General features: G+C 70.5%; 22 protein-coding genes and 3 pseudogenes. 7 read left to right on the top strand and 18 right to left on the bottom strand.

Annotated features, from left to right (window positions below; genetic code table 11):
* Window positions 1-33: 33 nt before the first annotated feature.
* Window positions 34-2,970 (top strand): AfsR/SARP family transcriptional regulator, encoded by a 2,937-nt coding sequence (locus LQ326_RS42910; RefSeq protein WP_234544506.1) that lies wholly within the window; start codon window positions 34-36, stop codon window positions 2,968-2,970.
* A gap of 306 nt (window positions 2,971-3,276) precedes the next feature.
* Window positions 3,277-3,492 (top strand): carboxymuconolactone decarboxylase family protein, encoded by a 216-nt coding sequence (locus LQ326_RS42905; protein ID WP_234544505.1) that lies wholly within the window; start codon window positions 3,277-3,279, stop codon window positions 3,490-3,492.
* A 711-nt stretch (window positions 3,493-4,203) separates the two neighbouring features.
* Here LQ326_RS42905 and LQ326_RS42895 read toward each other — a convergent pair.
* From LQ326_RS42895 to LQ326_RS42865, 7 genes and pseudogenes are all read right to left on the bottom strand, one after another.
* Window positions 4,204-5,703, bottom strand: coding sequence for a protein kinase domain-containing protein (locus LQ326_RS42895; protein WP_234544504.1), 1,500 nt, complete (start codon window positions 5,701-5,703; stop codon window positions 4,204-4,206).
* A gap of 110 nt (window positions 5,704-5,813) precedes the next feature.
* A complete protein-coding gene (locus tag LQ326_RS42890; RefSeq protein WP_234544503.1) occupies window positions 5,814-6,293 on the bottom strand; it encodes a Fur family transcriptional regulator in 480 nt (159 codons plus the stop codon).
* Complete coding sequence (locus tag LQ326_RS42885) at window positions 6,290-7,159, bottom strand: metal ABC transporter permease (RefSeq protein ID WP_234544502.1); 870 nt, start codon at window positions 7,157-7,159, stop codon at window positions 6,290-6,292. Before LQ326_RS42885 ends, LQ326_RS42890 begins: the two co-directional genes overlap by 4 nt.
* Window positions 7,156-8,064, bottom strand: a complete 909-nt coding sequence (locus tag LQ326_RS42880; protein ID WP_234544501.1) for a metal ABC transporter permease — start codon at window positions 8,062-8,064, stop codon at window positions 7,156-7,158. The genes LQ326_RS42885 and LQ326_RS42880 overlap by 4 nt, the downstream gene beginning before the upstream one ends.
* Complete coding sequence (locus tag LQ326_RS42875; protein ID WP_234544500.1) at window positions 8,061-8,984, bottom strand: metal ABC transporter ATP-binding protein; 924 nt, start codon at window positions 8,982-8,984, stop codon at window positions 8,061-8,063. The genes LQ326_RS42880 and LQ326_RS42875 overlap by 4 nt, the downstream gene beginning before the upstream one ends.
* Window positions 8,985-8,993: 9 nt before the next feature.
* Window positions 8,994-9,974: a metal ABC transporter solute-binding protein, Zn/Mn family gene (locus LQ326_RS42870; protein ID WP_234544499.1), complete on the bottom strand. Its 981-nt coding sequence runs from the start codon at window positions 9,972-9,974 to the stop codon at window positions 8,994-8,996.
* 93 nt (window positions 9,975-10,067) lie between these two features.
* Window positions 10,068-10,250 (bottom strand): annotated as a pseudogene (locus tag LQ326_RS42865) (hypothetical protein); the annotation flags it as partial.
* A gap of 87 nt (window positions 10,251-10,337) precedes the next feature.
* Here LQ326_RS42865 and LQ326_RS42860 point away from each other — a divergent pair.
* Window positions 10,338-10,718 (top strand): hypothetical protein, encoded by a 381-nt coding sequence (locus tag LQ326_RS42860; RefSeq protein ID WP_234544498.1) that lies wholly within the window; start codon window positions 10,338-10,340, stop codon window positions 10,716-10,718.
* 87 nt (window positions 10,719-10,805) lie between these two features.
* On the opposite strand, the gene LQ326_RS42855 is transcribed toward LQ326_RS42860, so the two are convergent.
* The 8 genes and pseudogenes from LQ326_RS42855 to LQ326_RS42820 all read right to left on the bottom strand — a co-directional run bounded on the left by LQ326_RS42855 (window position 10,806) and on the right by LQ326_RS42820 (window position 16,511).
* Entirely contained in the window at window positions 10,806-11,168 is a 363-nt protein-coding gene (locus LQ326_RS42855; protein ID WP_308402153.1) for an ArsR/SmtB family transcription factor, read from the bottom strand.
* Window positions 11,155-11,544, bottom strand: coding sequence for a (2Fe-2S) ferredoxin domain-containing protein (locus LQ326_RS42850; protein WP_372497107.1), 390 nt, complete (start codon window positions 11,542-11,544; stop codon window positions 11,155-11,157). The genes LQ326_RS42855 and LQ326_RS42850 overlap by 14 nt, the downstream gene beginning before the upstream one ends.
* A gap of 38 nt (window positions 11,545-11,582) precedes the next feature.
* Window positions 11,583-12,608: a WD40 repeat domain-containing protein gene (locus LQ326_RS42845; RefSeq protein WP_234544497.1), complete on the bottom strand. Its 1,026-nt coding sequence runs from the start codon at window positions 12,606-12,608 to the stop codon at window positions 11,583-11,585.
* Window positions 12,605-13,627: a CobW family GTP-binding protein gene (locus LQ326_RS42840; RefSeq protein WP_234544496.1), complete on the bottom strand. Its 1,023-nt coding sequence runs from the start codon at window positions 13,625-13,627 to the stop codon at window positions 12,605-12,607. Before LQ326_RS42840 ends, LQ326_RS42845 begins: the two co-directional genes overlap by 4 nt.
* A 9-nt stretch (window positions 13,628-13,636) precedes the next feature.
* Window positions 13,637-13,846, bottom strand: a complete 210-nt coding sequence (locus LQ326_RS42835) for a hypothetical protein (RefSeq protein WP_234544495.1) — start codon at window positions 13,844-13,846, stop codon at window positions 13,637-13,639.
* Between the two features lie 8 nt (window positions 13,847-13,854).
* A complete protein-coding gene (locus tag LQ326_RS42830) occupies window positions 13,855-14,349 on the bottom strand; it encodes a Fur family transcriptional regulator (RefSeq protein WP_234544494.1) in 495 nt (164 codons plus the stop codon).
* A 189-nt stretch (window positions 14,350-14,538) separates the two neighbouring features.
* Window positions 14,539-15,773 (bottom strand): annotated as a pseudogene (locus LQ326_RS42825) (HAD-IC family P-type ATPase); the annotation flags it as partial.
* Window positions 15,774-15,896: 123 nt separating this feature from the next.
* Window positions 15,897-16,511 carry a peroxiredoxin-like family protein gene (locus tag LQ326_RS42820; protein WP_234544493.1) on the bottom strand — a complete coding sequence of 205 codons (615 nt, stop codon included), beginning with the start codon at window positions 16,509-16,511 and terminating at the stop codon, window positions 15,897-15,899.
* A gap of 71 nt (window positions 16,512-16,582) precedes the next feature.
* Between LQ326_RS42820 and LQ326_RS42815 the strand changes: the two genes are divergently transcribed.
* Complete coding sequence (locus LQ326_RS42815; protein WP_234544492.1) at window positions 16,583-17,245, top strand: TetR/AcrR family transcriptional regulator; 663 nt, start codon at window positions 16,583-16,585, stop codon at window positions 17,243-17,245.
* Window positions 17,246-18,245: 1,000 nt separating this feature from the next.
* Here the strand turns inward: LQ326_RS42815 and LQ326_RS42805 are convergent.
* Window positions 18,246-18,857: a TetR/AcrR family transcriptional regulator gene (locus LQ326_RS42805; protein ID WP_234544491.1), complete on the bottom strand. Its 612-nt coding sequence runs from the start codon at window positions 18,855-18,857 to the stop codon at window positions 18,246-18,248.
* 144 nt (window positions 18,858-19,001) lie between these two features.
* On the opposite strand from LQ326_RS42805, the gene LQ326_RS42800 reads away from it, so the two are divergent.
* From LQ326_RS42800 to istA, 3 genes and pseudogenes are all read left to right on the top strand, one after another.
* A complete protein-coding gene (locus tag LQ326_RS42800; protein WP_234544490.1) occupies window positions 19,002-19,736 on the top strand; it encodes an SDR family NAD(P)-dependent oxidoreductase in 735 nt (244 codons plus the stop codon).
* Window positions 19,737-19,769: 33 nt separating this feature from the next.
* Window positions 19,770-20,393 (top strand): NADPH-dependent F420 reductase, encoded by a 624-nt coding sequence (locus tag LQ326_RS42795; protein WP_234544489.1) that lies wholly within the window; start codon window positions 19,770-19,772, stop codon window positions 20,391-20,393.
* A gap of 455 nt (window positions 20,394-20,848) precedes the next feature.
* A pseudogene (istA, locus tag LQ326_RS42790) lies at window positions 20,849-22,325 on the top strand (IS21 family transposase).
* A 37-nt stretch (window positions 22,326-22,362) separates the two neighbouring features.
* Here the strand turns inward: istA and LQ326_RS42780 are convergent.
* Together LQ326_RS42780 and LQ326_RS42775 are read right to left on the bottom strand one after the other, a co-directional pair.
* Window positions 22,363-22,644: a hypothetical protein gene (locus tag LQ326_RS42780; protein ID WP_234544518.1), complete on the bottom strand. Its 282-nt coding sequence runs from the start codon at window positions 22,642-22,644 to the stop codon at window positions 22,363-22,365.
* Between the two features lie 75 nt (window positions 22,645-22,719).
* Window positions 22,720-22,986 carry a hypothetical protein gene (locus tag LQ326_RS42775; RefSeq protein ID WP_372497106.1) on the bottom strand — a complete coding sequence of 89 codons (267 nt, stop codon included), beginning with the start codon at window positions 22,984-22,986 and terminating at the stop codon, window positions 22,720-22,722.
* Window positions 22,987-23,096: the final 110 nt, after the last annotated feature.

Raw genomic sequence — 23,096 nt, 5'->3', positions numbered from 1 at the left:
GATGGGCGTTAATCGTCACGTACCAGGGGGAGCATGAAATTCGGCTTACTGGGGCCGTTACGCGCCCAGATCGCCGGACGCGCGGTCCCGTTGAACGGGCCGCGGCAGGCCAAGATGCTGGCAGCACTTCTGATCGACGCCAACAACATCGTCGCCACGGAACGGCTCGTCGCCGTGATGTGGGACACGAACGCGCCCGCCACTGCGGTCCGTCAGGTCCAGGACGCTGTCTCCGGGCTGCGCCGCAACCTCGTCGCCTGCGGATCACCCGGCACTCTGATCAGCACGCGGCGCGGCGGCTATGAGATCCACCTGACTCAAGATCAGCTAGACCTGCTGGAGTTCGAGCACCAGCGACACCTCGCCGAACAGCACACGACCCCGTTGGAGACAGCGGTCGCGCTGCGGCGGGCGCTGGCCTGCTGGCGCGGAGACGCCCTGGTCGACACTCCCAGCCAAGTCCTGGAGATCGACGCGGCACGGCTGAACGAGAAACGTGCGGCCACGCACAAACAGTGCCTGGCCATCGAACTCGGCCTGGGGCGTCATCGAGAGGTCATCGACGAGCTGACCGCTCTGCTCCACGAGCATCCCTACGACGAGCAGGTCGCCGAGCACCTGATGGTCGCCCTCTACCGGTGCCGAAGACAAGGCGAGGCGCTGCAGGTGTACGAGCGGCTGCGCCGGACACTGGCCGACGAACTCGGCGTCGACCCCACCCCGCCGCTGCAGGCGCTGCACCAGCGCGTCCTGACCGCAGATCCCGCCCTGGTGGCTACGATCCCGGCAAATGGCCCCCCGGCCACACCACCGGAGAGCGCTGCCCCGGCGGCTCCCGGGCCGGCGATGGCGATGCCGGTACGTCAACTTCCCCTCGACGTATCCGACTTCGTGGGCCGGACCGAAGCACTGGCCGAGATCGCCGGGCTGCTCGACGGGTCGGCGTCGAACCGGGCCCCGGTGGCCGTCATCGTGGGCGGTCCCGGTGTCGGCAAGTCCTGCCTGGTGACGCACGCCGCGCGGCTGGCGAGCGCCGACTTCCCCGACGGCCAGCTCTACCTCAACCTCGCGGCGACATCGGATGAGCCGCGGGACCCGGGGCTGATGCTGGCCGAGGCACTGCGCGCGCTCTCGATCGCCGGCAGCGCGATCCCGAACCGCCTGGCCGAGCGGGCAGCGCTCTACCGGTCGTTGCTGGTGGACCGTCGCATGCTGGTGGTGCTGGACGATGCCGGTCACGCCGATCAGGTGCTGCCCTTGCTGCCGGCGGCCGACGGCTGTGCCGTGTTGATCACCAGCCGCACTCTGCTGACGCAACTCCCCGGCGCTCGGCACATCGACCTGGACGTGCTGAGCCCGGCAGAGGCGCGGGAGTTGTTCACGGGAATTGTCGGACGGCGGCGGGTCGAACGGGAACCGGGGGAGGCAGACGCGATCCTCGACTGCTGCGGCAACCTGCCGCTGGCGATCCGGATCGCCAGCGGCAAGCTCACGGGCCGCCCGGCCTGGTCGCTGCGGGTGCTGCGGGAACGGATCGAGGACGAGTCCCGGAGGCTGGCCGAGCTGAGGATCGGGGACCTCAGCGTGCGAGCCAGTGTCGAACTGAGCTTACGGCTGCTGCCGGCCGACGCGGTGCGCGCGCTGAGCCTGCTGGGTCTGCTCGGCGCCTACACCCTGCCCGGCTGGGTGGTCGGCCCGCTGCTCGACCGCTCGGACGCCGAGGAGGTGCTGGACACCCTCGTCGACGCCAGCCTGGTGCGGCTGACCGCCACCGACGCCCTCGGCGAGCCGCGTTACCGGCTGCACGACCTGATCAGAACCTGTGCCGTGGAGATCGCCGCCCCGCTGCCGATGGAAGACAAGCGGGACGCGATCACCCGGGTGCTGTCCGTTTGGCTTGAGCTGATCGGGCGCGGTACCGATCGGCTGCCGACGGCCGGGCTGCTGGCAGCCGCGCCCGGTTCGGCACCGCGCCGGTCGCTGCCCGATGCGGTCATGGACCGGCTGATGGCCGACCCGGTCGGCTGGTTCGACGCGGAACGCGACAACCTGCTCGGCGCGGTGAAACTGGCCGTGGACTGGGGCCTGGACGAGTTGGCCTGGGAGCTGGCGGCCGGCGCGGCGACCTACTACGACCACCGGTGTCTCTATCAGGACTGGCAGCACGGGCACCGGCTCGCGTTGGACGCGGCCGAGGCCGCCGGCAACGCGCGCGGCGCATCGGTGCTGCTGCGCGGTCTTGGCCAGCTGCACATCTACCAGGACGAGTTCGATCGGGCCGCCCGGGCCCTGGAGTCCTCCCTCGGGCTGTGTCAGGACGGTGGGGACAAACGCGGCGAGGCGCTGTCGGTGGCCATGCTGGGTACGGTCAGCCGCGTGCAGGGCCGTGACGACGAAGCCCTCGAACGTGTCGAGCACGCGCTGGCCATCGCGGCCGGTGAGGGCGACCGGCACATCGAAGCGCAGCTGTCCTGTTCCATGGCCGTGCTGAAGCTCATGCAGGGCAGGCTCGACGAGGCGGAGTTCTGGTTCGACGGGGCCTTGAGCCAGGCCAGGGCGCTGGGCGACGGGCATCGCGTGGCCGTGGTGCTGCGGCGGTTCAGCCGGCTGCACGATCGGCGTGGTGATCCGGACGAGGCGCTGCGCTGCCTGTGGCAGGCGTTGGTCACCTTCGAGGAACTGGCCGACGAGCGGTGCGTTGCGTACACGCTGCTGGAAGTCGGCCGCGTGTACGCCGGTCAACACGACCGGGACCGGGCGAGCCCGGCGTTGGAGCGCGCGGCGGGCCTGTTCCACCGGCACGGCGACCGCCAGGACGAGGCCGCCTGCTGGCAACTGATCGGCGACCTGGACGCCGCCGCCGGCGTTCACCATCTGGCGCTCCAGCACCGAGGGCGGGCGCTGCGGCTGTGGCAGGTGATCGGCGACATCAACCAGACGAAAGCTCCGGGGCGCCCATCGTCACCGTGAGGTGGCCATGTCCATGTCCCTGATCGGAGAATGTCTGTCCGATCAGGGGTCGTGAGGCAACGCACGGGGACCGCACCGCCCATGAGCAACCGCCGCTTGACCGAGGGCGCCGACACGGTTTGTAAGCGCGTGCGGTCCCCACCGTGTCCGACCGGCCCCGAGCCGGCGAGGACCCGATGCGGCTCGTCAGCGAGTCACGAGGCAACGGTGGGGCAGGTCCCCTGTCCCAACGGCCAGGCCTGCACACCGAAGAACTCGTCCGTGGACCCACGAGGGTAACTGCTCTTCATCCTGAGCCTGACCGTGATGAGAGCGGGCAAAGGACACATCCAGAGCCACATCCGGGTAGCCCTGGACCTCGGTGTCACCTCGCAGGAGATCCTCGAAGCGATCGAGATCGCCCTCCCGGAGGCCGGAATCGTCGCCTTCCAGGCGGGCTTGGACGCGTGGCGCGAGGTCGTCGACGCCCGCGGCGTCGAACCCACCGTGCAGGTGCACCAGGGCGGCTCAGGAACGGGCTGACAGAGCTCGCCGGCTTCCCGCACAGCAGCTCAAGCCGCCGGTGGTTGACCAGCTCGGCTCCCAGGGCGATTCGGACAGGAAGAACTGCAGCCGCTGCCCCCGGCGTCCCCGCACCGGTCAACGCGTCGTCGATGCTGGAGCTCTACCGCAGCGCCCTCCGCATACGCCGCGAGCAACCGGCCCTCGGCGACGGCACCCTCAGCTGGCTCGACACCCCCACCGCAGTCCTCGCCTTCCACGGCGACCCGGCTTCGTCTGCGTGGTCAGCCTCTCCACCGAGCCGTACCCACTCCCCGACCACACCTCCATCCTGCTGACCAGCGAACCCGTCGAGAACGGCCACCTTGCCCCGGACCAGGCAGCCTGGCTCGCGGTGTAGCGCTCCAGCCCTTTCGAACCCGCCAGGGCCTGTCCGGTCCCACTCCCCGCCGACCGGACAGGCCCTGGCCCCAAGCTCGTCACCCCCACCCCTGACATCTGCACACTCACCGCACACCAACTGGCCGGCGAAGACGACAGCTCCGACCTCCAGGACGACCACGCATACGACCTTGCCTGGTCGGCACCGCTGCGACTGGTCGAACGCATCGCCCCCGAATACAAGGGCTGAGTCACACCGAGGGCCAGGAAGAGGGGCAGGCGGGCGGCCGTATCCAAAACCGGTGTCGCGGGCTGCCCCGACTCCCGGCCCGTCCTACAACCTCGACCTCGTCATGCCCTGAGGTTTCGGGTCGACGTGGTCGTGGGCCGGCGACCAGGTGGCGTCAGGCTGGCGGACAGCCCTTTTGGCGCCGCCCGTCCGTTCCTCGCCCGGCGCCGTACGAGTCCGACCGTCTCCCACGACACAGTGGCAATGGCCACGAGGGACAGCAGCAGGTAGAAGACGAAGAGCTTGTGCAGGTCGTCGAGGAAGTACCAGATCGACGCGGTGGCACTGAACCAGAAGGCGACCAGCGAGCCGACGCCGCGCTGCCGGCTGCGTACCGCGCTGACGAGGCAGCAGACGGCGGCCAGTGCCAGCAGAGCAGCGATACCGACGTACGAACCGTGCCATCCGACGTAGGCGCGCCGCAGTTCGGAGTTGACCGCCACAGCCTCGGCCACCGGCCCCCAGCCCAGCGCACACGACAGGCGTGTCGACCACGGGAGCGCCACCACGCCCAGCGCACCGGCCGCGATGGCGATCCGGCCGAAGTGGGCGGTGTCCACCAGTTGGCCATGTGCGCACAGCACCGAAAGCAGGCATCCGAGCAGAGCCAGGGCGCTGTCGGCGGAAGGGCGCAGTGAGATACGGAACTTGTCGCGGAGCGTGGTTCGGTCGGCGGACCGCGTCGCCGGAGGCCGGGGCGTGGTGGCCTGGGCCGTCGGCATGGAGGTCTGTGCCAGGGCGTCGGCGAGGGCTGCGCGCATCTGTCCCGCATCGGCGAATCGTTCCGCCGGGTCCTTGCACAGCGCACGCAGGATTGCGGTCTCGACCGCCGGCGGTATCTGCGGTCGGAGCCGGGAGACCGGCTCGGGTTCGGCGTACAGGTGCTGATGCATGACGGCGAACGGCGAATCACCGTGGAACGGGGTCTGCCCGGTCAGCAGTTCGTGCAGCAGGCACCCCATCGCGTAGAGATCGGCCCGGTGGTCGATCTCCGCGCCGCTGATCTGCTCGGGAGAGAGGTAAGCCGGGGTGCCTATGGCCGCACCGCTGCCGGTGATACGCGTCGCAGCCTCGGTGAACGCCTTGGCAATGCCGAAGTCGAGGACCTTCACGGTTTCGGGTCCGGTGAGCATGATGTTCGAGGGCTTGATGTCCCGGTGCACGATTCCGCGTTCGTGACTGTGCCGTAGCGCGTCCAGTACCGCGCAGGCCGCGTTGACCGCCTTGGCGACGGGGAGCGGGCCGTCGTGCAGGACCTCGGCGAGGGTGGCGCCTTGCACGTACTCCATGACCAGGTACGGCCGCGGACCATCCGGGTGCGGCTCCTCGCCGACGTCGTGGATGGTGGCCACCGCTGGATGGTTGAGCGCGGCGGCAGCGTGGGCCTCGCGCCGGAAGCGGGCTCGCGACTGCGGATCGTGGGCCAGCTGTGAGGAGAGCAGCTTGACTGCGACGGTACGGCGCAGCTGCCGGTCCACACCCCGATGGACCGTTCCCATGCCGCCCTGCCCGAGCTTCTCGACCAGCTCGTACCGGCCGCTGAGGACCATATCCCGACCCACCCACGCCTCCCGCGATTCAGAACCCCGGCGCAGCTTACGGCGTCACCTCGACGGGCCGATCGCCACCGCCGCAGCCCGGCGGGTCGCAGAGCGGGCGGCAACGGACGATTTCACGCCGGGTCTTGCCCTCCTTGATCCGCCGCTCGTAGTAGTCCTGAGCACACTCCGGAGAGTTCGACTGTGTGCCGGATGTCCGCGAAGCCGGAGTCCTGGGCGATGGTCTCGGCCCAGTCCTCGATCGGGCCGGAGTCGACGGGGCGGCTCAGACCGCATTCCGTGCAGATGAGGTAGTGGCGGTGGTCGGGGCCGGGGCGGTAGCGAAAGAGGCGTTCACCGCCTGAGTCGCGGACCATGTCGGCCCGGCCCGCGCCGGCCAGGGCGGTCAGGGTGCGGTAGACCGTGGACAGGCCGACCGGTGTGCCTTCGGCGGCGAGCTGGGCGTGGAGGGCCTGGGCGCCGACGAATCCGTCGGCGCGGATGAACGCCGCGAGGACGAGGGAGCGTTGCTGGGTGCGGCGGCCGATCAGCGTGACTTCAGTGGGGGTGCGTTGCCGGGCGCGTGGCTCAGCGCGACCTGCTCGGGTTCTCATGGGCCGGTGGGGACAGCGGCTCGTGCGCGGGAGACGTGGGCGGGCCGGCGTACCAGGAACGTGGCGGTGTAGACGGCCGTGGCGACGGCCATGATGGCGAAGCTCGGCGGCATCCTCGGCACCGCGTAGGAGGCGAACAGCCCCGCCCACATCTCCAGCACCGCCAGCCCGGCGGAGAGGGCAAGGGCCCGGTGGGGGTGGTCGGTGAGCCGGACCGCGGCGCCCGCGGGGGCGGCGAGCAGGCCGAGCAGGAGCAGGGAGCCGACGGCCTGCGTCGCCTCGGCGGCGCTGATTCCGGCGAGGGCGAGGAAGCCGTAGCCGAGGAGCCGTACCGGTACTCCGCGGGCCGCGGCCACCGCCTCGTCGAGCGTGGCGAACAGCAGCGGCCGAGCCATGAGGACCACCAGCAGGGCGACCCCGGTGGCCACTAGGGCGGCGACCACCGCACTGCCGGCGGAGATGCCGAAGACGGAGCCGAACAGCACGCTGATGCCGGCGGTGCCGTTGGTGGTGCTGCGGGAGCTCGTGTAGAGGGTGATGAAGAAGGCGCCCAGGCCCAGGATCCAGGAGAAGACGCTCCCGATGACCACGTCGTCGGGGCGCGCCCGGCGGCCGAGGGTGCCGAAGAGCAGCGCCATGGCGATGGTGGCGGCGAACAGGCCCAGGCGCAGGTCGTAGCCGAAGGCCAGGGCGGCCATCGCGCCGGTGAAGGCGACATGGCTGAGCGCGTCGCCGGTGAACACCTGGGCGCGCAGGACCAGGAAGTAGCCGACCAGCCCGCAGGCGGCGGCGATGGCGGTCCCGGCGAGGAAGGCGTGCTGGAAGAACGGATGGGACAGCGGGGAGACGGCCATCAGGAGGGTCATGCCGGCACCTCCCGGGTGGCGGTGGGGGCCATCGCCCGGCGGCCGGGCACCTCACTCAGTGAGCGCCAGCCGAGAGCGAGCAGGTATCCGGCGAAGGCGATCGTCGTCACGAAGAAGCCCAGGGGATAGGGCCAGTAGTAGGCGGCGGTCAGTCCGAGCCAGGTGGTGGCGAATGCCAGGAGGACGGCCAGGGCCAGGCTCAGGCCGGGGCGGGCGGTGAGGACCTGCGCGGTGGCTGCCGGGATCACCATGAGGGCGAAGACCAGGAGCGTTCCGGTGATCTGGCTCGCCTCGGCGGTGGCCGCGCCGAGCAGGACGAGGAAGACCACGGACAGCGCGCGGACCGGCACCCCGCGCCCGGCGGCCACCTTCGGGTCCACGGAGGCGAACAGCAGCGGCCGTCCGAGCAGCGCGAGCACGGCGAGTACCACCGCTCCGACCACGGTCAACACGGTGACCTGCGACGATGTGATCCCCAGGAAAGTGCCGAACAAGATGGTCTGCGGCCCTTCCAGCAGCCCCCGGTACAGGGCGGTGAACAGGAACCCGGAGGCGAGCAGAAACGCCTGCACGGTCCCGGTCAGCGCGGACTCCTCGTGCTCACCCCCACCGCGCAGGGCCGCGATGACCAGCGCGGCGGCCACGCACAACGTGAAGTACCCGTAGCCGGCGCTCACTCCGAGCAGGAGCGCCCCGGCCGCGCCGGGGAAGGCGACGAGGGAGACGGTGTGCGCGGCGAACGTCAGCCGCCGCAGCACCACGAACCACCCCACGACCGCCGCGACGACGGCCACGATCGCGCCCGCGCGGAACGCGTTGACCATGAAGGGGTACGACCACATCTCCTGGAAGTCGGTCAGGAGGTTCCACGACCAGTCCGGTGCCCCGGTCTCGGCGAGCGTCATGACGGCCCCCCGGAGTGCCGGTCGGTGTGCGCCGCGGGCGCCTCCGGCTGGCCCACCACGACCAGCCGCCCGTCCGAGGTCCGCAGCACCTCGACCGGAGTGCCGTAGAGGCGGGTCAGCGTCTCGGAGGTGATGACCTCGGTCGGTGTGCCGGCGGCGGCCCCGCCCTCGGCCAGGTACACGACCCGGTCCAGGTGGTGGAGGATCGGGTTCACGTCATGGGCGACCATGACCACCGACACGCCCTCCTGGTGGCAGATGCGCCCGATCAGCGCGGCCACGGCGCTCTGGTTGGGCAGGTCGAGGCTGTCCAGCGGCTCGTCGAGGAGCAGCAGGCCGGGCCTGCGGACCAGCGCCTGCGCGATCAGCAGCCGCTGCTGCTCGCCGCCGGAGCACTGCCCGATGGGCCGGTGCGCGTATGCCGACGCCCCGACCAGCTCGATCACCTCGTCCACGCGGGCGCGGGCGGCCCGCCCACGCGTGCTCGGGAACGGCAGCGGCACCCCCCACCGGTCGCCGTCCAGACCCATGCGCACCACGTCGATGCCGCGGATCCGCAGGGAGGTGTCGAAGCTGCGGCGCTGCGGCAGGTAGCCGATACGGTCGTTGGCCTGCCCGGGCCGGGCGCCGAGCACCCGCACCTCACCGGCAGCCGTCGGCAGGGCGCCGAGCAGCACCTTGATCATGGTGGACTTGCCGACGCCATTGGGACCGAGCACGGCGGTGAACTCGCCGGTCCCGATGCGAAGGTCCACGCCCGACCACAACGTACGGCCGCCGACCCGCACGGTGGCCCCGCGCAGGTCGACCACCGGGCCGCTCCCGCTGTCTGGTGCGGTGTCGTGGCCGCCCGCGCGGCGGTTGGGGACGGTGTGTCCGCTGGGGGTGACGGCTTCGCGGGCCTTCGCTATCGGGTTCATGGCGTCGGCTCACTTCCCGGTGGCCTTGGCCAGGGCCTGCTCGATGCCTCGCAGTTCGGTGGTCTGCCACTGCTGGAAACTGGCGCCGGCGGGGGTGAGGGTCTCGGTGACGGTGGCGACCGGGATGGCTTCCGCCTTGGCCTCCTTGACCTGCGCCTGAACGTCCGGGGTGGAGTTCTGGGAGTTGTAGACGTAGATCTTGATCTTCTTGTTCTTGATCTGCTGGTCGATGGTGGTCTTGTCCTTGGCCGTGGGGTCGGAGCCTTCGCTCATCGCGTCCAGGAACGCCTCCGGGGTGAGCATCTTCAGCCCCAGGCCCTCGGCGAGCGGCGTGACGATGGACTCGGAGGCACCGATCGGGGTGCCGGCGTACTTCGCCTTGATGTCGGCGATGAGCTTGTTGTACCCGGCCAGCGTCTTGGTCTCGAAGGTCGCCTTCTGCTGGTCGAAGTAGGCGGCGTCGGCCGGGTCGATCTTCTTGTAGTCGGCGGTGATCTTCTCGATGACCTGGTGGACGTTGTCCGGGGAGTACCAGCGGTGCGGGTTGCCGCCCGGCTTGATCCCGACCAAGTCGCCGACCTTCAGTTCGGTGCGCCCGCTGCCTGGGTTGGCGGCCAGGAGCTTGTCGGCCCAGGCGTCGTATCCGATGCCGTTGACGATCGCGTACTGGGCGCCGGCCACGGTGCGGGCGTCGGCGGCGGTCGGCTCGTGGTCGTGCGGGTCGGTGTTCGGGTTGGTGATGATGCTGGTCACCTTCACGTGGCTGCCGCCGAGCTGGGAGGCGATGCTGCCCCAGAAGTTCTCCGCCGCCACCACCTGGATCGTCTTGCCCGAGCCGCCGCTGTTGCTGGTCGCGGCGGTGTTGCCGGCGTTGTTCGAGGAGGAGGTCGAGCAGGCGGTCGCAGTCGCGGCCGTCAGGGCGGCCGTCGCGGCGACGAGTGCGAGCCTCGCGGACGGTGGGGCGAAACGGGAGGCAGGGACGGCCGACATGCTGGGGCTCTCCTTCGGGAGGTGCCGGACGGGAAGCGGACACGTGCCGGCGATGCGGTGACGCCCTCACCCTAGATGGAAACGATTTTCATCTCAATGGTAGATGAAAACCATTGCCATCTCTTGACTGGGCGACGACCGCCGCACAGAGGTGAAGCGCGTGTGGGTCTCACCGCCGTGCGCTCCGGGGCGGAAGGCGGCAACCCGGTGGCAGTTCTGGAAGGCGAGGGCCACTCCGAAGTGCCGCTCCAGACTGCCCCGGATGGCGTCGCTCGCGCACCAACTCACTGGTCACACCGTCCAGTTGGGTGAGCCGTGGCGCAAATAGGGGATCCCTTCGAACACTGCGGAGGAGACGCGGAGATGAGCGATGCGGCACGCGGCCCTCGGAGCCGCCCTTTCACCCTTGTCGTCTGCGGTTCCTGCGAGGCCGCCGCGACCGGGCAGGTGATGGACGGGCTGCGCCGCGCGGTCCGGGCCTGCCCTCACGGGGTGATGGTCTCCACCGGCTGCCTGGAGAAAGTGCTGCACTGCCGGAGGGACCACGGGTTGCACGCCGCCGTGCAACCGCGCGGGGTCGGCCGAAGGCCCACCGGGGCCGTCGCACGCCTGGGGCCCCTTCTGACGGAAGCCGACGCCGAGGTGGTCGGGGAGTGGCCGCGGGCCGGAATGCCCGACGACGGCACACTGCCCGACCGGCTCCGCGCGGCGCCGGCACCACGGCAGGTCGCCCACCTGAACTGACCTGCTGCTCCTGGGCTCGCGGAGGGCGTCCAGCACGACGCGGGCGATGGTGCCATGGGGGAGAGTTGCGGCGGCTGGGATGTGCGGTCAGCCGAGGTCGCGGACTCCGAGGCGGAGGTGCTCGATGTGGTGGACGGCCTGATCGAGGAGCTGGGCGACGTGGTCGTCGTAGAGGCTGTAGACGATGCGGCGGCCGTCGCGGCGGCCGGTGACCAGGCCGAGGGCGCGCAGCAGGCGCAGTTGGTGGGAGACGGCGGACTGTTCCATGCCGACGGCGGCGGCGAGTTCGCCGACCGGGTACGGGCGCTGCCGCAAAGTGGTGAGGACCAGCAGACGCGACGGTGTGGCGAGGGCCTGGAGCGTCGTGGCGACCGAGGCGGCGGTGGCCTCGTCGAGCCGGGCGGCCGCGAGGACGTCGCGGCCGCCGGCGTCGATGTCACCGGCGTGCACGGGGGCGGGCCTCGCGCGGTGGGCGGACGAACTGGAGCGCGAGCGTGGCGGGCGGTTCGGCCATGCCGGGTCCGCCCTCCGCCGCCCAGCGCAGCAGGTCATCGGTGCAGTCATCGTCCATCGCGAAGCCGACCCAGACGGCGCGGCCCCCCGCCCGGCGCCCTGCGGTGGAGGGCTGGACGACGATGATGTTCGCCTGGTCGCAGGGGCCGAGGCAGTCCGTCGTACGGATCTGGAAGCCGCCTTCTGCCGCGCCGGCGCGCAGCCGGTCCAGTTGCCAGGCGTGGTCGGTGCCGGGGCGCTTGCGGGGGTTGCCGCAGCAGCAGCCCCGGCACACGACGAGGGTGCAGGGCCGGTGCGCGGCGGACCGGATCACGGAACGGTTGGCGGCGGACCCGATTCCGCCGGGCCGGTTCACAGGGCGGTCCGGGAGGGCGTGCCGTGGGTCCGGATGCGGCCGTCGCGCCATGCCACGGCCAGCAGATGAGGGCCGGCCCAGGTCAGCGCGGCGACCGGCGCACCGGTGCCCTCGATCTCGCGTACCGGCCGCAGGCGCGCCTGAGGCCGCCCTGCCGTGGCATGCCACAGGGCTACGGTGCCGTCGTCGCCGCCGCTGGCGAGGTGCCCGGCGGCACCCGGCCGCCAGGCAAGCGCGGTCACGGTCTCGTGGCAGCGCAGGGAGCGCGGGGCGGTGCCTTCCGGTCCGCCGCCGGAGAAGTCCCAGACCGTCACGTCGGGGGCGCCGTCGGCGGCCAGCCAGAAGCCGGTGTCGTCGAAGGCGAGGCGGCAGACTTTCTCCGGGTAGCCGGACATGGTCAATTCGCTGCCGTCCCGGGTGCGCCAGATGTGGATGGAGGCGTCCTGGTTGCCGCTGCAGATCCACCGTCCGGTGGGCGCGACCGCGAGAGCGAGGTGCGAACCGACGTACGGATAGGTCACCAACGGTTTCTCGGTGTGGCGTTCGTGGCAGCGCACGGCCCCGTACGCGGCCACGGCCAGACGCCGGCCCTGCCGCATCCAGGCGAGGTCGGTGACGGTGGATGCGGCGGCTTCCGTACGCCACAACTCCCCACCGCCGACGTCCAGCACGAGGGCGCGGCGACCGGAGGCGACGGCGACACGGGTGCCGTCCGCCCAGGCGGCGGCAGCCGACCAGGCCCCGGACTCGCGGACGGTCGTGCGTCCGTCGGCGCGCCGCCACAGCGCATAGCCCGTCGGGCCGGTCGCCACCACGGACCCGGCATCCGGGGAGAGTCCGACTCTGAGCGCGCCCCCGGGGAGTTCGAAGGACCCGATCTCGGCGCCCAGCGCCGCGTCGAAGACCTTCACGGTCCCCTCGGCCCCAGCGACGGCGACCAGGTCACCGCGCGCGCTGAGCGCGACGGGCGCGTCGTCGACGGCGACGTCCCAGACGAGCGGGGAGTTCACGGCGGTGCTCACGCGGCGGCTCCCGCCGTGGCCAGGCAGTCGGCGAAGCCGCGCTCGAGGGCCTCGCGGTCGAGGTCGCGGCCGATGAACACGAGCTTGTTCGTGCGGGGTTCACCCTCCCGCCAGTCGCGCCCGAAGGTGCCGTCCAGCAGCATGTGCACGCCCTGGAAGACGTACTGCTTGGGCGCTCCGGCGATGGCGAGAATGCCCTTGGAGCGGAACAGGTCTACGCCCTTGGCGCGCAGCAGGCTGCCGAGCCAGGCATTGAGCCGGTCCTCGTCGAGTTCGCCGTGAAGTTCGATTCCGACCGAGGTGACCGTGGTGTCGTGCTGGTGCTCGGTCTCGGTCAGGAAGGACGGGTCGTCGGCGAGTACCCGCTCCAGGTCAAAGGCGCCCACGTCCAGCACCTGCCGCAGATCGATCGCGGCGTGCTGGGCCGGAAGGACGTGCACGCCGGCGTTGATGGCGCGGATGCGGCGCGCAACCTGTCCGATGGTCTCCTCGTCGGCCAGGTCGGTCTTGTTGAGCACGATCCGGTCGGCGAAGGCGATCTGCTCGACGGCCTCGTTCTCCACACCCTCCGGCTTGACCTCGTCCAGGTGCTGGAGCACGTGCGCGGCGTCGACGAGGGTGACGATGGCGTCCAGACGCAGCTGGGAGGCGATCTCGTCGTCCATGAAGAAGGTCTGCGCGACCGGCGCCGGGTCGGCGAGGCCGGTGGTCTCGATGAGGATGTGGTCGAACTTCTCGCGCCGGCGCATCAGCGCGCCCAGGATGCGGATGAGATCGCCGCGCACGGTGCAGCAGATGCAGCCGTTGTTCATCTCGAAGATCTCTTCCTCGGCGTCGAGTACGAGGGCGTCGTCGATGCCGACCTCGCCGAACTCGTTCTCGATGACGGCGATCCGCAGGCCGTGGTTCTCGGTGAGGACGCGGTTGAGCAGGGTGGTCTTGCCCGAGCCGAGGAAGCCGGTCAGGACCGTGACGGGAACCCGCTCGTCGCGGAGATCTCGGGGTTCGGGGGTGGTCAAGTCAGTCTCCTAGTCGTGCTGTTCGGGGGCGAGCAGGGCAGCTCGCAGGTCGTCCTCGGTGATCTGGTCGGCAGGCCGGTGCAGGGTCCAGCGGCGGGCCTCCCCCTCCATCGGCAGGAGTGCGACGACAGTCTCCAGCGGTGGGCAGCCCGGTTCTGTGCAGGTGAGCTGGCGGACCATGACAGCGGTGTCGTCGTCGAGGCCGAGCAGGGTACGCACGGTCTCCTTCAGCTCGCGCAGCTGCGGACTCGGCCCGGGGAGTCCGGGGCGCGATCCCAGTGGCATGACGGTTCCTCTCCTTCGGCCCCGGACAGTCGGCATGCGTCCGCGCCGGGCAGACAGTCGGCGCAGACGCCGGTGAGTTCGACGGTGTGCTCGACCGCGGCGAAACCGGTGTCCGCGGCGATCCTGCTCGCCCACTCCTCCACGGCCCCGGAGTCCACCGGGCGGCTTCGGCCGCAGTCGCGGCACATCAGGTAGTGGCGGTGCCCGTCGGCGGGCCGCAGCCGGTAGAGCCGTCCGCCCGTCTCGTCGCGAACGACGTCGACACCCCCGTCTGCCTCCAGTTCCCGCAGGGCGCGGTAGACGGTGGTCAGGCCGATCGCGTGGTCGCCTGCGAGCAAAAGCGCGTACAACTCCTGGGCCGAGACGAAGTCCTGACAGCCCGCAAGTGCACGCGTGACCGCCTTACGCTGCCGGGTTGTCCGGCCGCGGCTACGCATGACGCATCACCACCTATGGCTCGCGCGGAGTCGACACGTTCACCGTAGATGGAAATGAAATCCATGTCCATATGAATCTTCGATCATGTTTTGCCGTGTCGGCGGCTGCTGTGTTCCGACCTTGGGGGCCAGACGGCAACGGTCCGTCGCACCTCGCACGGGTGCGGCGGGCCGTTCCGCTGCGAGGGCTCAGCGGCGGCCCTCCGCCCGCGCCTGGGCCCAGGCAGACTCGCGCAACAGCCGCAGGCCGTTGAGGCCGACAATGACGGGAGAGCCCTCGTGCCCGAGGACGCCGAGCGGCAGCGGCAGGGCGGCGGCCAGGTCCCAGACGACCAGGCCGGAGATGAACACGGCCGCGACGACCAGGTTCTGCGCGACCAGACGGCGGGCCCGGCGGGAGGGAGCCACCGCGGTGGACGCGGTGGCCAGTTCGTCGCGGACGATCACTGCGCCGGCGGTCTCCAGTGCCAGATCGGAGCCTGCGCCGCCCCTGGCGATGCCAGGGTGAGCGACGGCCGGTGCGGGCGCGTCGTTGACACCGTCGCCGACGACCAGAACCCTGCGGCCGGCCTGTTCCAGCTCCCTGACTGCGGCCACCTTGTCCTGCGGCAGCAGCCCGGCACGCACGTCGCTGATGCCGACCTCGGCGGCCGGGCGGGCGGCGGAGCGCGGGTTGTCGCCGGTGACCAGCGACGGCGCGGTGCCGTTGAGCGCGGTGAGGGAGCCGACGGTGGTGGCGGCGTCGGGGCGCAGCCGGTCGGGGATACCCAGGACTCCGGCCGGGACGCCATCGTCCACCACCAGGACTGCGGTGCGCCCGCCGTCCTCCAGTTCGGCGGCACTGGCCGCGGCACGTGCGGCGGGTGCGCCCTCGGCGCCGGACAGCAGCCGTGCGGGGGCGCCGACGGCGATTTTCCGGTCTTCGATGGTGGCGGTGACGCCGACACCCGGTGTGGACGTGAAGTCCTCCGCGAGGGGCAGGGTGAGACCGCGGGCGCGTGCGGCGTCCATGACGGCGCGGGCCAGTGGGTGCTCGCTGAGGGGTTCGGTCGCAGCGGCGAGCGTCAGCAACTCCTCCCGGTCAGCCGGGAGTCGGGCAGCGGGCGGATGTCGGTGACCCGCGGGGTGTCCTCGGTGAGCGTGCCGGTCTTGTCCAGGGCGACCGCGTCGACAAGGCCGAGGCGTTCCATCACCACGGCGGACTTCACCAGCACGCCGTGCCGCCCTGCGTTGGCGATCGCGGACAGCGGCGGCGGCATGGTCGCCGGGACCACCGCGCACGGCGAGGCGACGATCATGAAGGTCATGGCCCGCAGCAGTGAGCCGGTCAGCGCGCCGCCGAAGGCGAGCGGCACCGCAAACACGGCGAGTGCCGCCGCGACCATGCCGATCGAGTAGCGCTGTTCGACCTTCTGGATGAACAACCCCGGGTCGAGACCCGCGGCGCTCCCTCGACGAGCTGTCCGGCGCCCGGACATCCGCGGCACCACCCTGAGCCGCCCGGCGATTTCTCCGGTCGGCTCAGGGTGATGTCGGGTGCGGTGCGGTCACGGCCGTTCGACGCTCGGGCGGGGCCCGAGGGGCGGTGTACGCGCCGACCGTGCGGCCAGTTCGAGGAGTTCGTCGACCGGCCACTGGTCGTAGGCGTGCTCGCCGTACTTGACGGCGAGCACCCGCCCGCCGGGGGCGACGAGGAAGTCGGCGGGAAGGCCGAGCCGACCGCCGTGCGGGCGGTTGGCGGGCAGGCGTTCACGCCCCCGTACGACGTGCCACGCACCGCTCACCACCGCGCGGACGATCGGCCCCCAGACACGCGGGGCCAGCAGGGCGCGCGGCGACTGCTCCACGCCGAACTCCCGGTACAGCCGCTTGTCCGGGTCGGCGACGACGGCGAACGGCAGGCCGCCCGCGTGGGGGCGCAGTTCGTCGGCGGGCGAGTGGAAGACGACCACCTCGCGCACACCGGCGGCCGCTATCTCGTCGTGTCGCCGCACCACCGAGCGCAGGTGCAGATTGCAGACCGGGCAGCCGGCGAAGCGCCGGAACTGGAGGTGCACGAGGCGGTCGGGGTCGGGGACGGTGACGAGGTCGCCGGAGACCGTGGTGAGAACGCGCTCGGCCACCGTGGACCCCGGGGCCATGGGGCTACGTTGCGTACGCATGACTGCTTCCCTCCGTAAGCGTACGATATACGCCTACCAGCGTAAGCGTATGCCGTACGCTGTCAACCGCCATGCCACGACCACGCTCTCTCGCTCCCGAACAGCTCGCCTCGGCCGCACTCGCCGTTCTCGACAGCGAGGGGCTCGCCGGGCTCTCGATGCGGGCGGTCGCCAAGGAACTCGGCATGAGCGCCATGGGGCTCTACCGGTACGTGCGGGACCGCGGCGAACTGGAGCGGCTCGTCGTGGAGCAGGTCCTGGAGGCCGTGGACACCGAGCCGCCGGACCCCGCCGCCGCGTGGCGGGAACGGATCACGATCCTGGTGCGGCGCATGCGCGACGCCGTGGGCGCCCATCCCGCGGTCGTCCCGCTGGTCATCGCCCACCGGCACCACTCCCTCGGGGTGCTGCGCTGGTCGGAGACGGTGCTCGTGGTCCTCGACGAGGCCGGGGTGTCGGGCGAGCGGCGGGTCGTCGCCCTGCGCGCCCTGCTCGCCCACCTCACCGGGGCGATCCAGCTGGAGCATCTCGGCCCCCTCGCCGGTCCGGGCACGGTGGCCATCTCCGCGCTGTCGCCCGACGACTTCCCGCACATGGCCGCGACCGCCCGCGCCGCCCGGAACGTCGGCCCCGACCGGGAGTTCCTGGGCGGGCTCGGCATGCTGCTCGACGGTCTCGAAGGACCCGACGGCACCGGCCCCGCGACGGGTTACGGAAGGCAAGACCCGGCGTGAGATCACCCGCTGCCTGAAGCGGTATGTGGCCCGGGAGGTCTACCGCCTCGTCCAAAGACGGCGTCAGGGCCTGGGGTGCTCGTGAACGGCCATGTGCACTCCAGCTGTGGATCATGATCTGGGAGGGGTATGTCGGCGAGAGGCGGCCGTTATTCGCGCCACCGAGTACCGCGACCAGGCAGCCCCAGCAGTTGCCGAGCCGGTGGCGGCGTCCTCGTACCGGGCGTGGATCGGGCAGACGGTCGAACGCTGCGGCCAACGTGGGCAGTTCACAGGTTCACGGACAGGGCGCGGCGGCGTCCTCGAAGCGACGCGGGAGGACACTGCTCAGGGAAGAGGGCACGCGGACGCGACTCCGGGCTGATCTTCAGCCTCCGCAACCTTGATCATCTGGCGTCGCGTCCGCCGTGTTCACCCGGGCACGCCACCATCCCGCGGGTCGGCGGGCCTGTCTTGCCGTATAACCCGTGAGTGCGGGTGTCTGCACCGGATGGGCGGCTCCGGGTGGCGGGCCGGACGGCGATGTCGTTCACGTCGCCTGCGGCGGCCTGTTCGATCGCGAAAGCGATGGCCCGGGAAATCGCCTGGTGCGGGGTCGTGATGTCGTCCTGCGTCTTCGCGATGTCTGCTCTGCCCTGACCTGGCTGTTGGTTGCCGCATCGGTGAAGTCGGTCGCAGTCGCACCGGGTGAGAGGACGCTTACCCGCAGGGAGTTGTCCGGTTCCTGGCGTGCTCCTTCACGGATGGCCCGGACGGCGAGCCTGGTGCCGGCGTGGACGGCCATGACCGGCACGATGCGAAACGCAGCTGTGGAGGCGATGGTGAGGAAGCGGCCGGTTCCCTGCGCGCGGAAAGACCGGCAGTGTGGCGCCGATTCCGTGTTGCACGCCCTTCCGTACTCCCTGTTCCACTCCAGGTGGCACCGGGCGGCTGGTGTCGCGTACCGGCGGGTGCAGTCGCCCGATCGGCAGCGCGTCCGGCCTGGCCGTGGAGTGCCAGGTTAATTCGCCGCTTTCTCCTGTCGCTGGTCATCGCCGGCTGTGGCGGGGATGGCGTTGTCGATGAGGACGGCGGCGATGGCGGCGGCGGTGGGGAAGGCGTCGGCGTTGACGACCCGGGTGCGGGCCGCGGCGCCGTCGAGGAGCAGCGCGAGCTGCTCGCCGAGTTGTTCGGGGTCGGCGGCGCCGGCTTCCCGGGCGGTGTCGGCGAGCCGGGCGGCGACGGCTTTCTTGTAGTCGCGTGCGTACTGGGACGCGGGGTGCTGGGGGTCGTGGAGCTCCACGGCGGCGCCGATGTAGGGGCACAGAGGAGTGGTGGGGGGGATGTCGAAGGCGGCGAGAAGCCGTTCGCGGGGCGTGAGGTCGGTGCGGTCGAGCACGCCCGACAGAACGGAGGGGTCGAACCGGCGCAGGTACTCGGCGACGAGTTCGTCCTTGCCGGTGAAGTGCTGGTAGGCCGTGCGCTTGGACACCTCGGCCGCCGCGCAGAGCTGGTCCATGCCGGTGCGGTTGATGCCCTGCTCGCGGAACAGCTGCTGGGACGCGCTGAGGATGCGCTCGCGGGCGCCCCGGCCGCGGCGGCGGCCCGTGGGGCCCTTCTCCAACTCCGTCATGACCCCATGCTACCCCGACAGGGTAACGACCGGTGTACATAGTTTGCGCCCCGGCCGCCCACCCCGTACCGTAAGCACACAGGGCGGTGTACATAACACCGCCATCTCAGGTGCGCACGGCACCACCGACCCGAGGGAGTAACTGTGGGAAAGCTCGACGGCAAGGTCGCGGTCATCACCGGCGGCACCACCGGCATGGCGCTGGCCGGCGCGAAGCTGTTCGTCGACGAGGGAGCGCACGTCTTCATCACCGGCCGCCGCCAGGACGCCCTGGACGAGGCCGTGAAGCAGATCGGCCGCAACGTCACCGGCGTGCAGGGCGACGCCGCCGACCTGGACGACCTGGACCGCCTGTACGACACCGTCAAGCGGGAGAAGGGCAGCCTCGACGTGCTGTGGGCCAGCGCCGGCGGCGGCGAGCCCGCGCCGCTCGGCGAGATCACCGAGGCCCAGTTCGACACCTGGTTCGGGCTCAACGCCCGCGGCACCCTGTTCACCGTCCAGAAGGCTCTCCCGCTCTTCAACGACGGCGGCTCCATCCTCATGACCGGCTCCAACGCCTCCCTCGGCGCCTTCCCCGGCTGGAGCGTCTACGCCGGGAGCAAGGCCGTCCAGCAGGCCTGGGCCCGTATCTGGCTCAACGAGCTCAAAGACCGCCGCATCCGCGTCAACGTCCTGACCCCCGGCCAGGTCGCCACCGCGAAGCAGGAAGAGCTCTTCGACGAGGCCACCAAGCGCCAGTTCGAGTCCCTCATCCCCCGCGGCCAGATGGGGCGCCCCGGCGAAATTGCCACCGCCGCCCTCTTCCTCGCCTCTGACGACTCCAGCTACGTCAACGGCATGGAACTCGTCGCCGACGGCGGCACCACCGCCCTCTGAACCGGACAACACACACCCAGGGCAGGACATCTCATGAGCAACATCAGCATCATCGGCACCGGGAACATGGCCCGCACCATCGGCGCGCGGGCGATAGCGGGCGGCAACACCGTGGAGATCATGGGCCGTGATCAGTCCAAGGCCGCTGACCTGGCCAAGGCTCTCGGCGACGGCGCCACGACCGGAGAATGGGGCACCGCCCCGGCCGGGGACATCGTCGTCGTGGCCTTGTTGTACGACGGTGTCGTGCCGGCCGTCGCCCAGTACGGAGACGCACTCGCGGGCAAGGTCATCGTCGACATCAGCAATCCGTTCAATTCGACGTTCGACGGGCTGGCCCACCGTGAGGAGACCTCGATCGCGCAGGAAGTCGCCCAGGCGGCCCCGGCCGGCGCCAGCGTGGTGAAGGCGTTCAACACCGTCTTCCGTCATGTCCTGGAGAAGGGCCGGCCCGACGTCTTCATCGCCGGCGACAACGCGCAGGCCAAATCAAGTGTGGAGGCGTTCGTCGAGAGCCTCGGGATGCGCCCGCTGGACGTCGGCGGCCTGAAGATGGCGCACTGGCTGGAAGGAGCGGGTGTGGTCACGGTGGGCCTCGCCAACCACGGGGTGGGAAACTTGAACTTCGCCCTCAGCATCACCGAACTTACCGTCTGAGCAAACGGTTGATGGCGCTTGTCAGAGCGGCTACCGATCCGGCGTGAACCCGGGGCGCAACGGACAGGGTTTCGGCCCGCATCGCCGTCGTCTCAACCGAACTGCTCGGATCGCCGTACGCGCAGAGGGCGTCTGCGCAGCGCACCCCTGCATGAGGCGACGGTATTGGGGGACGCCTTGCCTCGGTATCTGGGTGAATGACTGACTGGTGGAACGTTGCGCTTGGGCGAGCTGCTTGTGCGTAGGGCGCTGACGGCGGCCGTGGCAAAGTCCCAGATGTGCGGCCAGCCGAGTCCAGGCTGATGGCCACCGGAATTCCAGGTGGATGGCCGTCTGACCAGTGGTGTTCCTGATCACTTCCTTAACTGGAGGAGACCCCTCCGCCCGTTTGCTGGTGTTTCCACGCATCAGCTACCGGCCGGAGAGGTCCTGTGACGAAGTCTGACACGGAGATTATGGAAATCCTTGAGGCGTACGACCTGACCGGGACGGTCTGGTCCGCGGCGACCTTGACGGGGCACGACCCGAAGACGGTCAAGAGGTATGTCGAGGCCCGCAACGGCGGACGCAATCCCTATGAGCGAGAGCCGCGGGCGAAGATGATCGACGCGTTCCTGGAGAAGGTCGAGGAGCGGGTCGAGCAGTCGAAGGCGACGATCCGTGCCGATGTGGTCCACGACAAGCTCGTGAAGATGGGCTACCGGGGCAGCGAACGCTCGACGAGACGGGCGGTGAGCACGGCAAAGACCGCGTGGAAGGCGGGTAAGCGACGAACGTACCGCCCGTGGATTCCCGAGCCGGGCCGGTGGCTGCAGTTCGACTGGGGCGAGGGTCCGCGCATCGCGGGACGTCGGACCTGGCTGTTCTGCGCATGGCTGTCCTGGTCGCGATTGCGGGTGGTGATCCCGGTCTGGGACTGCACGCTGGGCCCTTTGGTGGCCTGCCTGGACACCACGCTCAGGCGGATCGGCGGGGCACCGGCGTATGTACTGACCGACAACGCCAAGACGGTCACCGTCGAGCACATCGCCGGGATCCCGGTCCGTCATCCGCAGCTGGTCGCCGCGGGCCGGCATTACGGCTGTCAGGTGGTCAGTTACGTGCCCTACGATCCCGAATCGAAGGGCGGCGCGGAGGCTACAGTCCGCATCGCGAAAGCCGACCTGGTGCCCACAGATGCAAACCTGCTGGCCGCCTACGACACCTTCGCCGAGCTCGCCGATGCCTGCCTGAGCTGGTGCGATGCAGTGAACTCCCGCCGTCACCGAGTGACCAGGCAGATACCCGCCGACCGCCTCGACATCGAACGCACCACGCTGCATGTCCTGCCCATCGAGCCGCTCGCGCTCGCACTGGGCGAGGAAAGACTGGTCGGCTCGGACCGCACCATCAGCTTCAACTCGGTGCGCTACTCGGCCCCTGCCAGGCCATACCGGCGCCAAGGTGTGGTGCCGGGTGGTCGGCGAGGAACTGTCCATCACCGCCCGCACCAACTCCGGTGACCTGCCGGAGATTTGGCGCCACCAGATCTCCACCCCGGGCCTTCCGCAGACCATCGACGCGCACTACCCCGACCATCCCGACGGCCGCAGCATCCACCAGCCGAGGCTGCAGCCCCGCTCGGAAGCGGAGATCGCATTCATGGCCATCGGCCCCGGGACCGGACGTTGGCTCAAGAAAGCCGGACCCGCCGGCACTGCTCGCATCCGCGCCAAGATGGCCCGCGCGGTCGAGCTCGCCACCGTCTTGGGCAACGACAAAGTCGACCAGGCCCTGGGACTTGCGGCCACCGCCGGGCGCTTCGCCGACGAGGACCTGCTCTCGATCCTGGGACACATCGCGGACAGCAAGCCCGTCGGTGAGGTCGTCCGCCCGGACGAGGCCCACTCCGTCCAGAACGGAACCATCGGCTGGCAGGCCCTGGGCCAGTAGGCAACGAATTCACGGGAGTTGACGCACGACTCTGCGGTCAGTCGCCGACAAACCACAGATAGCGGTGTGACCCTTGCTCGACTACCTGGCACAACTCGCGGGCCTGCCCGACCCAGTCACCACCGCAAGCGACGGGGAGCCGGTCGAGTTCCGCCAGCAGCAGCGACACCTGCCGATGATTGAGGACCGCATCCCCGTAGGGAATCAGGCCCCAGAGCATCGGGAACAGCCCCGGATTCAGATCACCGAAGGCGGAAGTCCACTTCACCCTGCCCTCGGCCCGGGCTATGACGTCGCCGCTGTCACCGCGCACCTGCATATCGATCACCCGTCGAGCCTATCGGCGCCAATCCTGACCCAGGGCTCCGTCGTTCTCACGATCGGCCGGAAATGATCACGTGAGTCCGAGGGTCGCCGACGGCCGAGCCATGTCCCGCCCGTGATGGCGCAGGCTCTCGGCGATGCTGCCCCGTCCGGCCAGGCGGAGTGTGCCGATGGCCAGATTCCGCAGAGAGGCCATCGCCCGCGGTGCGCTGCCGGTCCGCACCCGGAAGACGTCCTCCCCGAACGTCACGTCCCTGACGTGGTGCTCACGATTCTCGATTGCCCAGTGTCCGCGTACGCGTTCCGCCAGGTCAGCGGCTGTCGTCTGGTGAGCCATCAGGCGCAGGCCCATACCGGCTCTGCCGGGCCGACCGCGAGAACGACGGAGCCCTGGCCACTGGCGAGGCTTCCACACTCTGGGTGACCGCCCCGGGCGCTCAGGACGTC

It is taken from the genome of Streptomyces shenzhenensis (assembly GCF_021462265.1).
Taxonomy (GTDB): Bacteria; Actinomycetota; Actinomycetes; order Streptomycetales; family Streptomycetaceae; genus Streptomyces; species Streptomyces shenzhenensis.
This window is presented reverse-complemented; position numbering and strand designations above follow the sequence as displayed.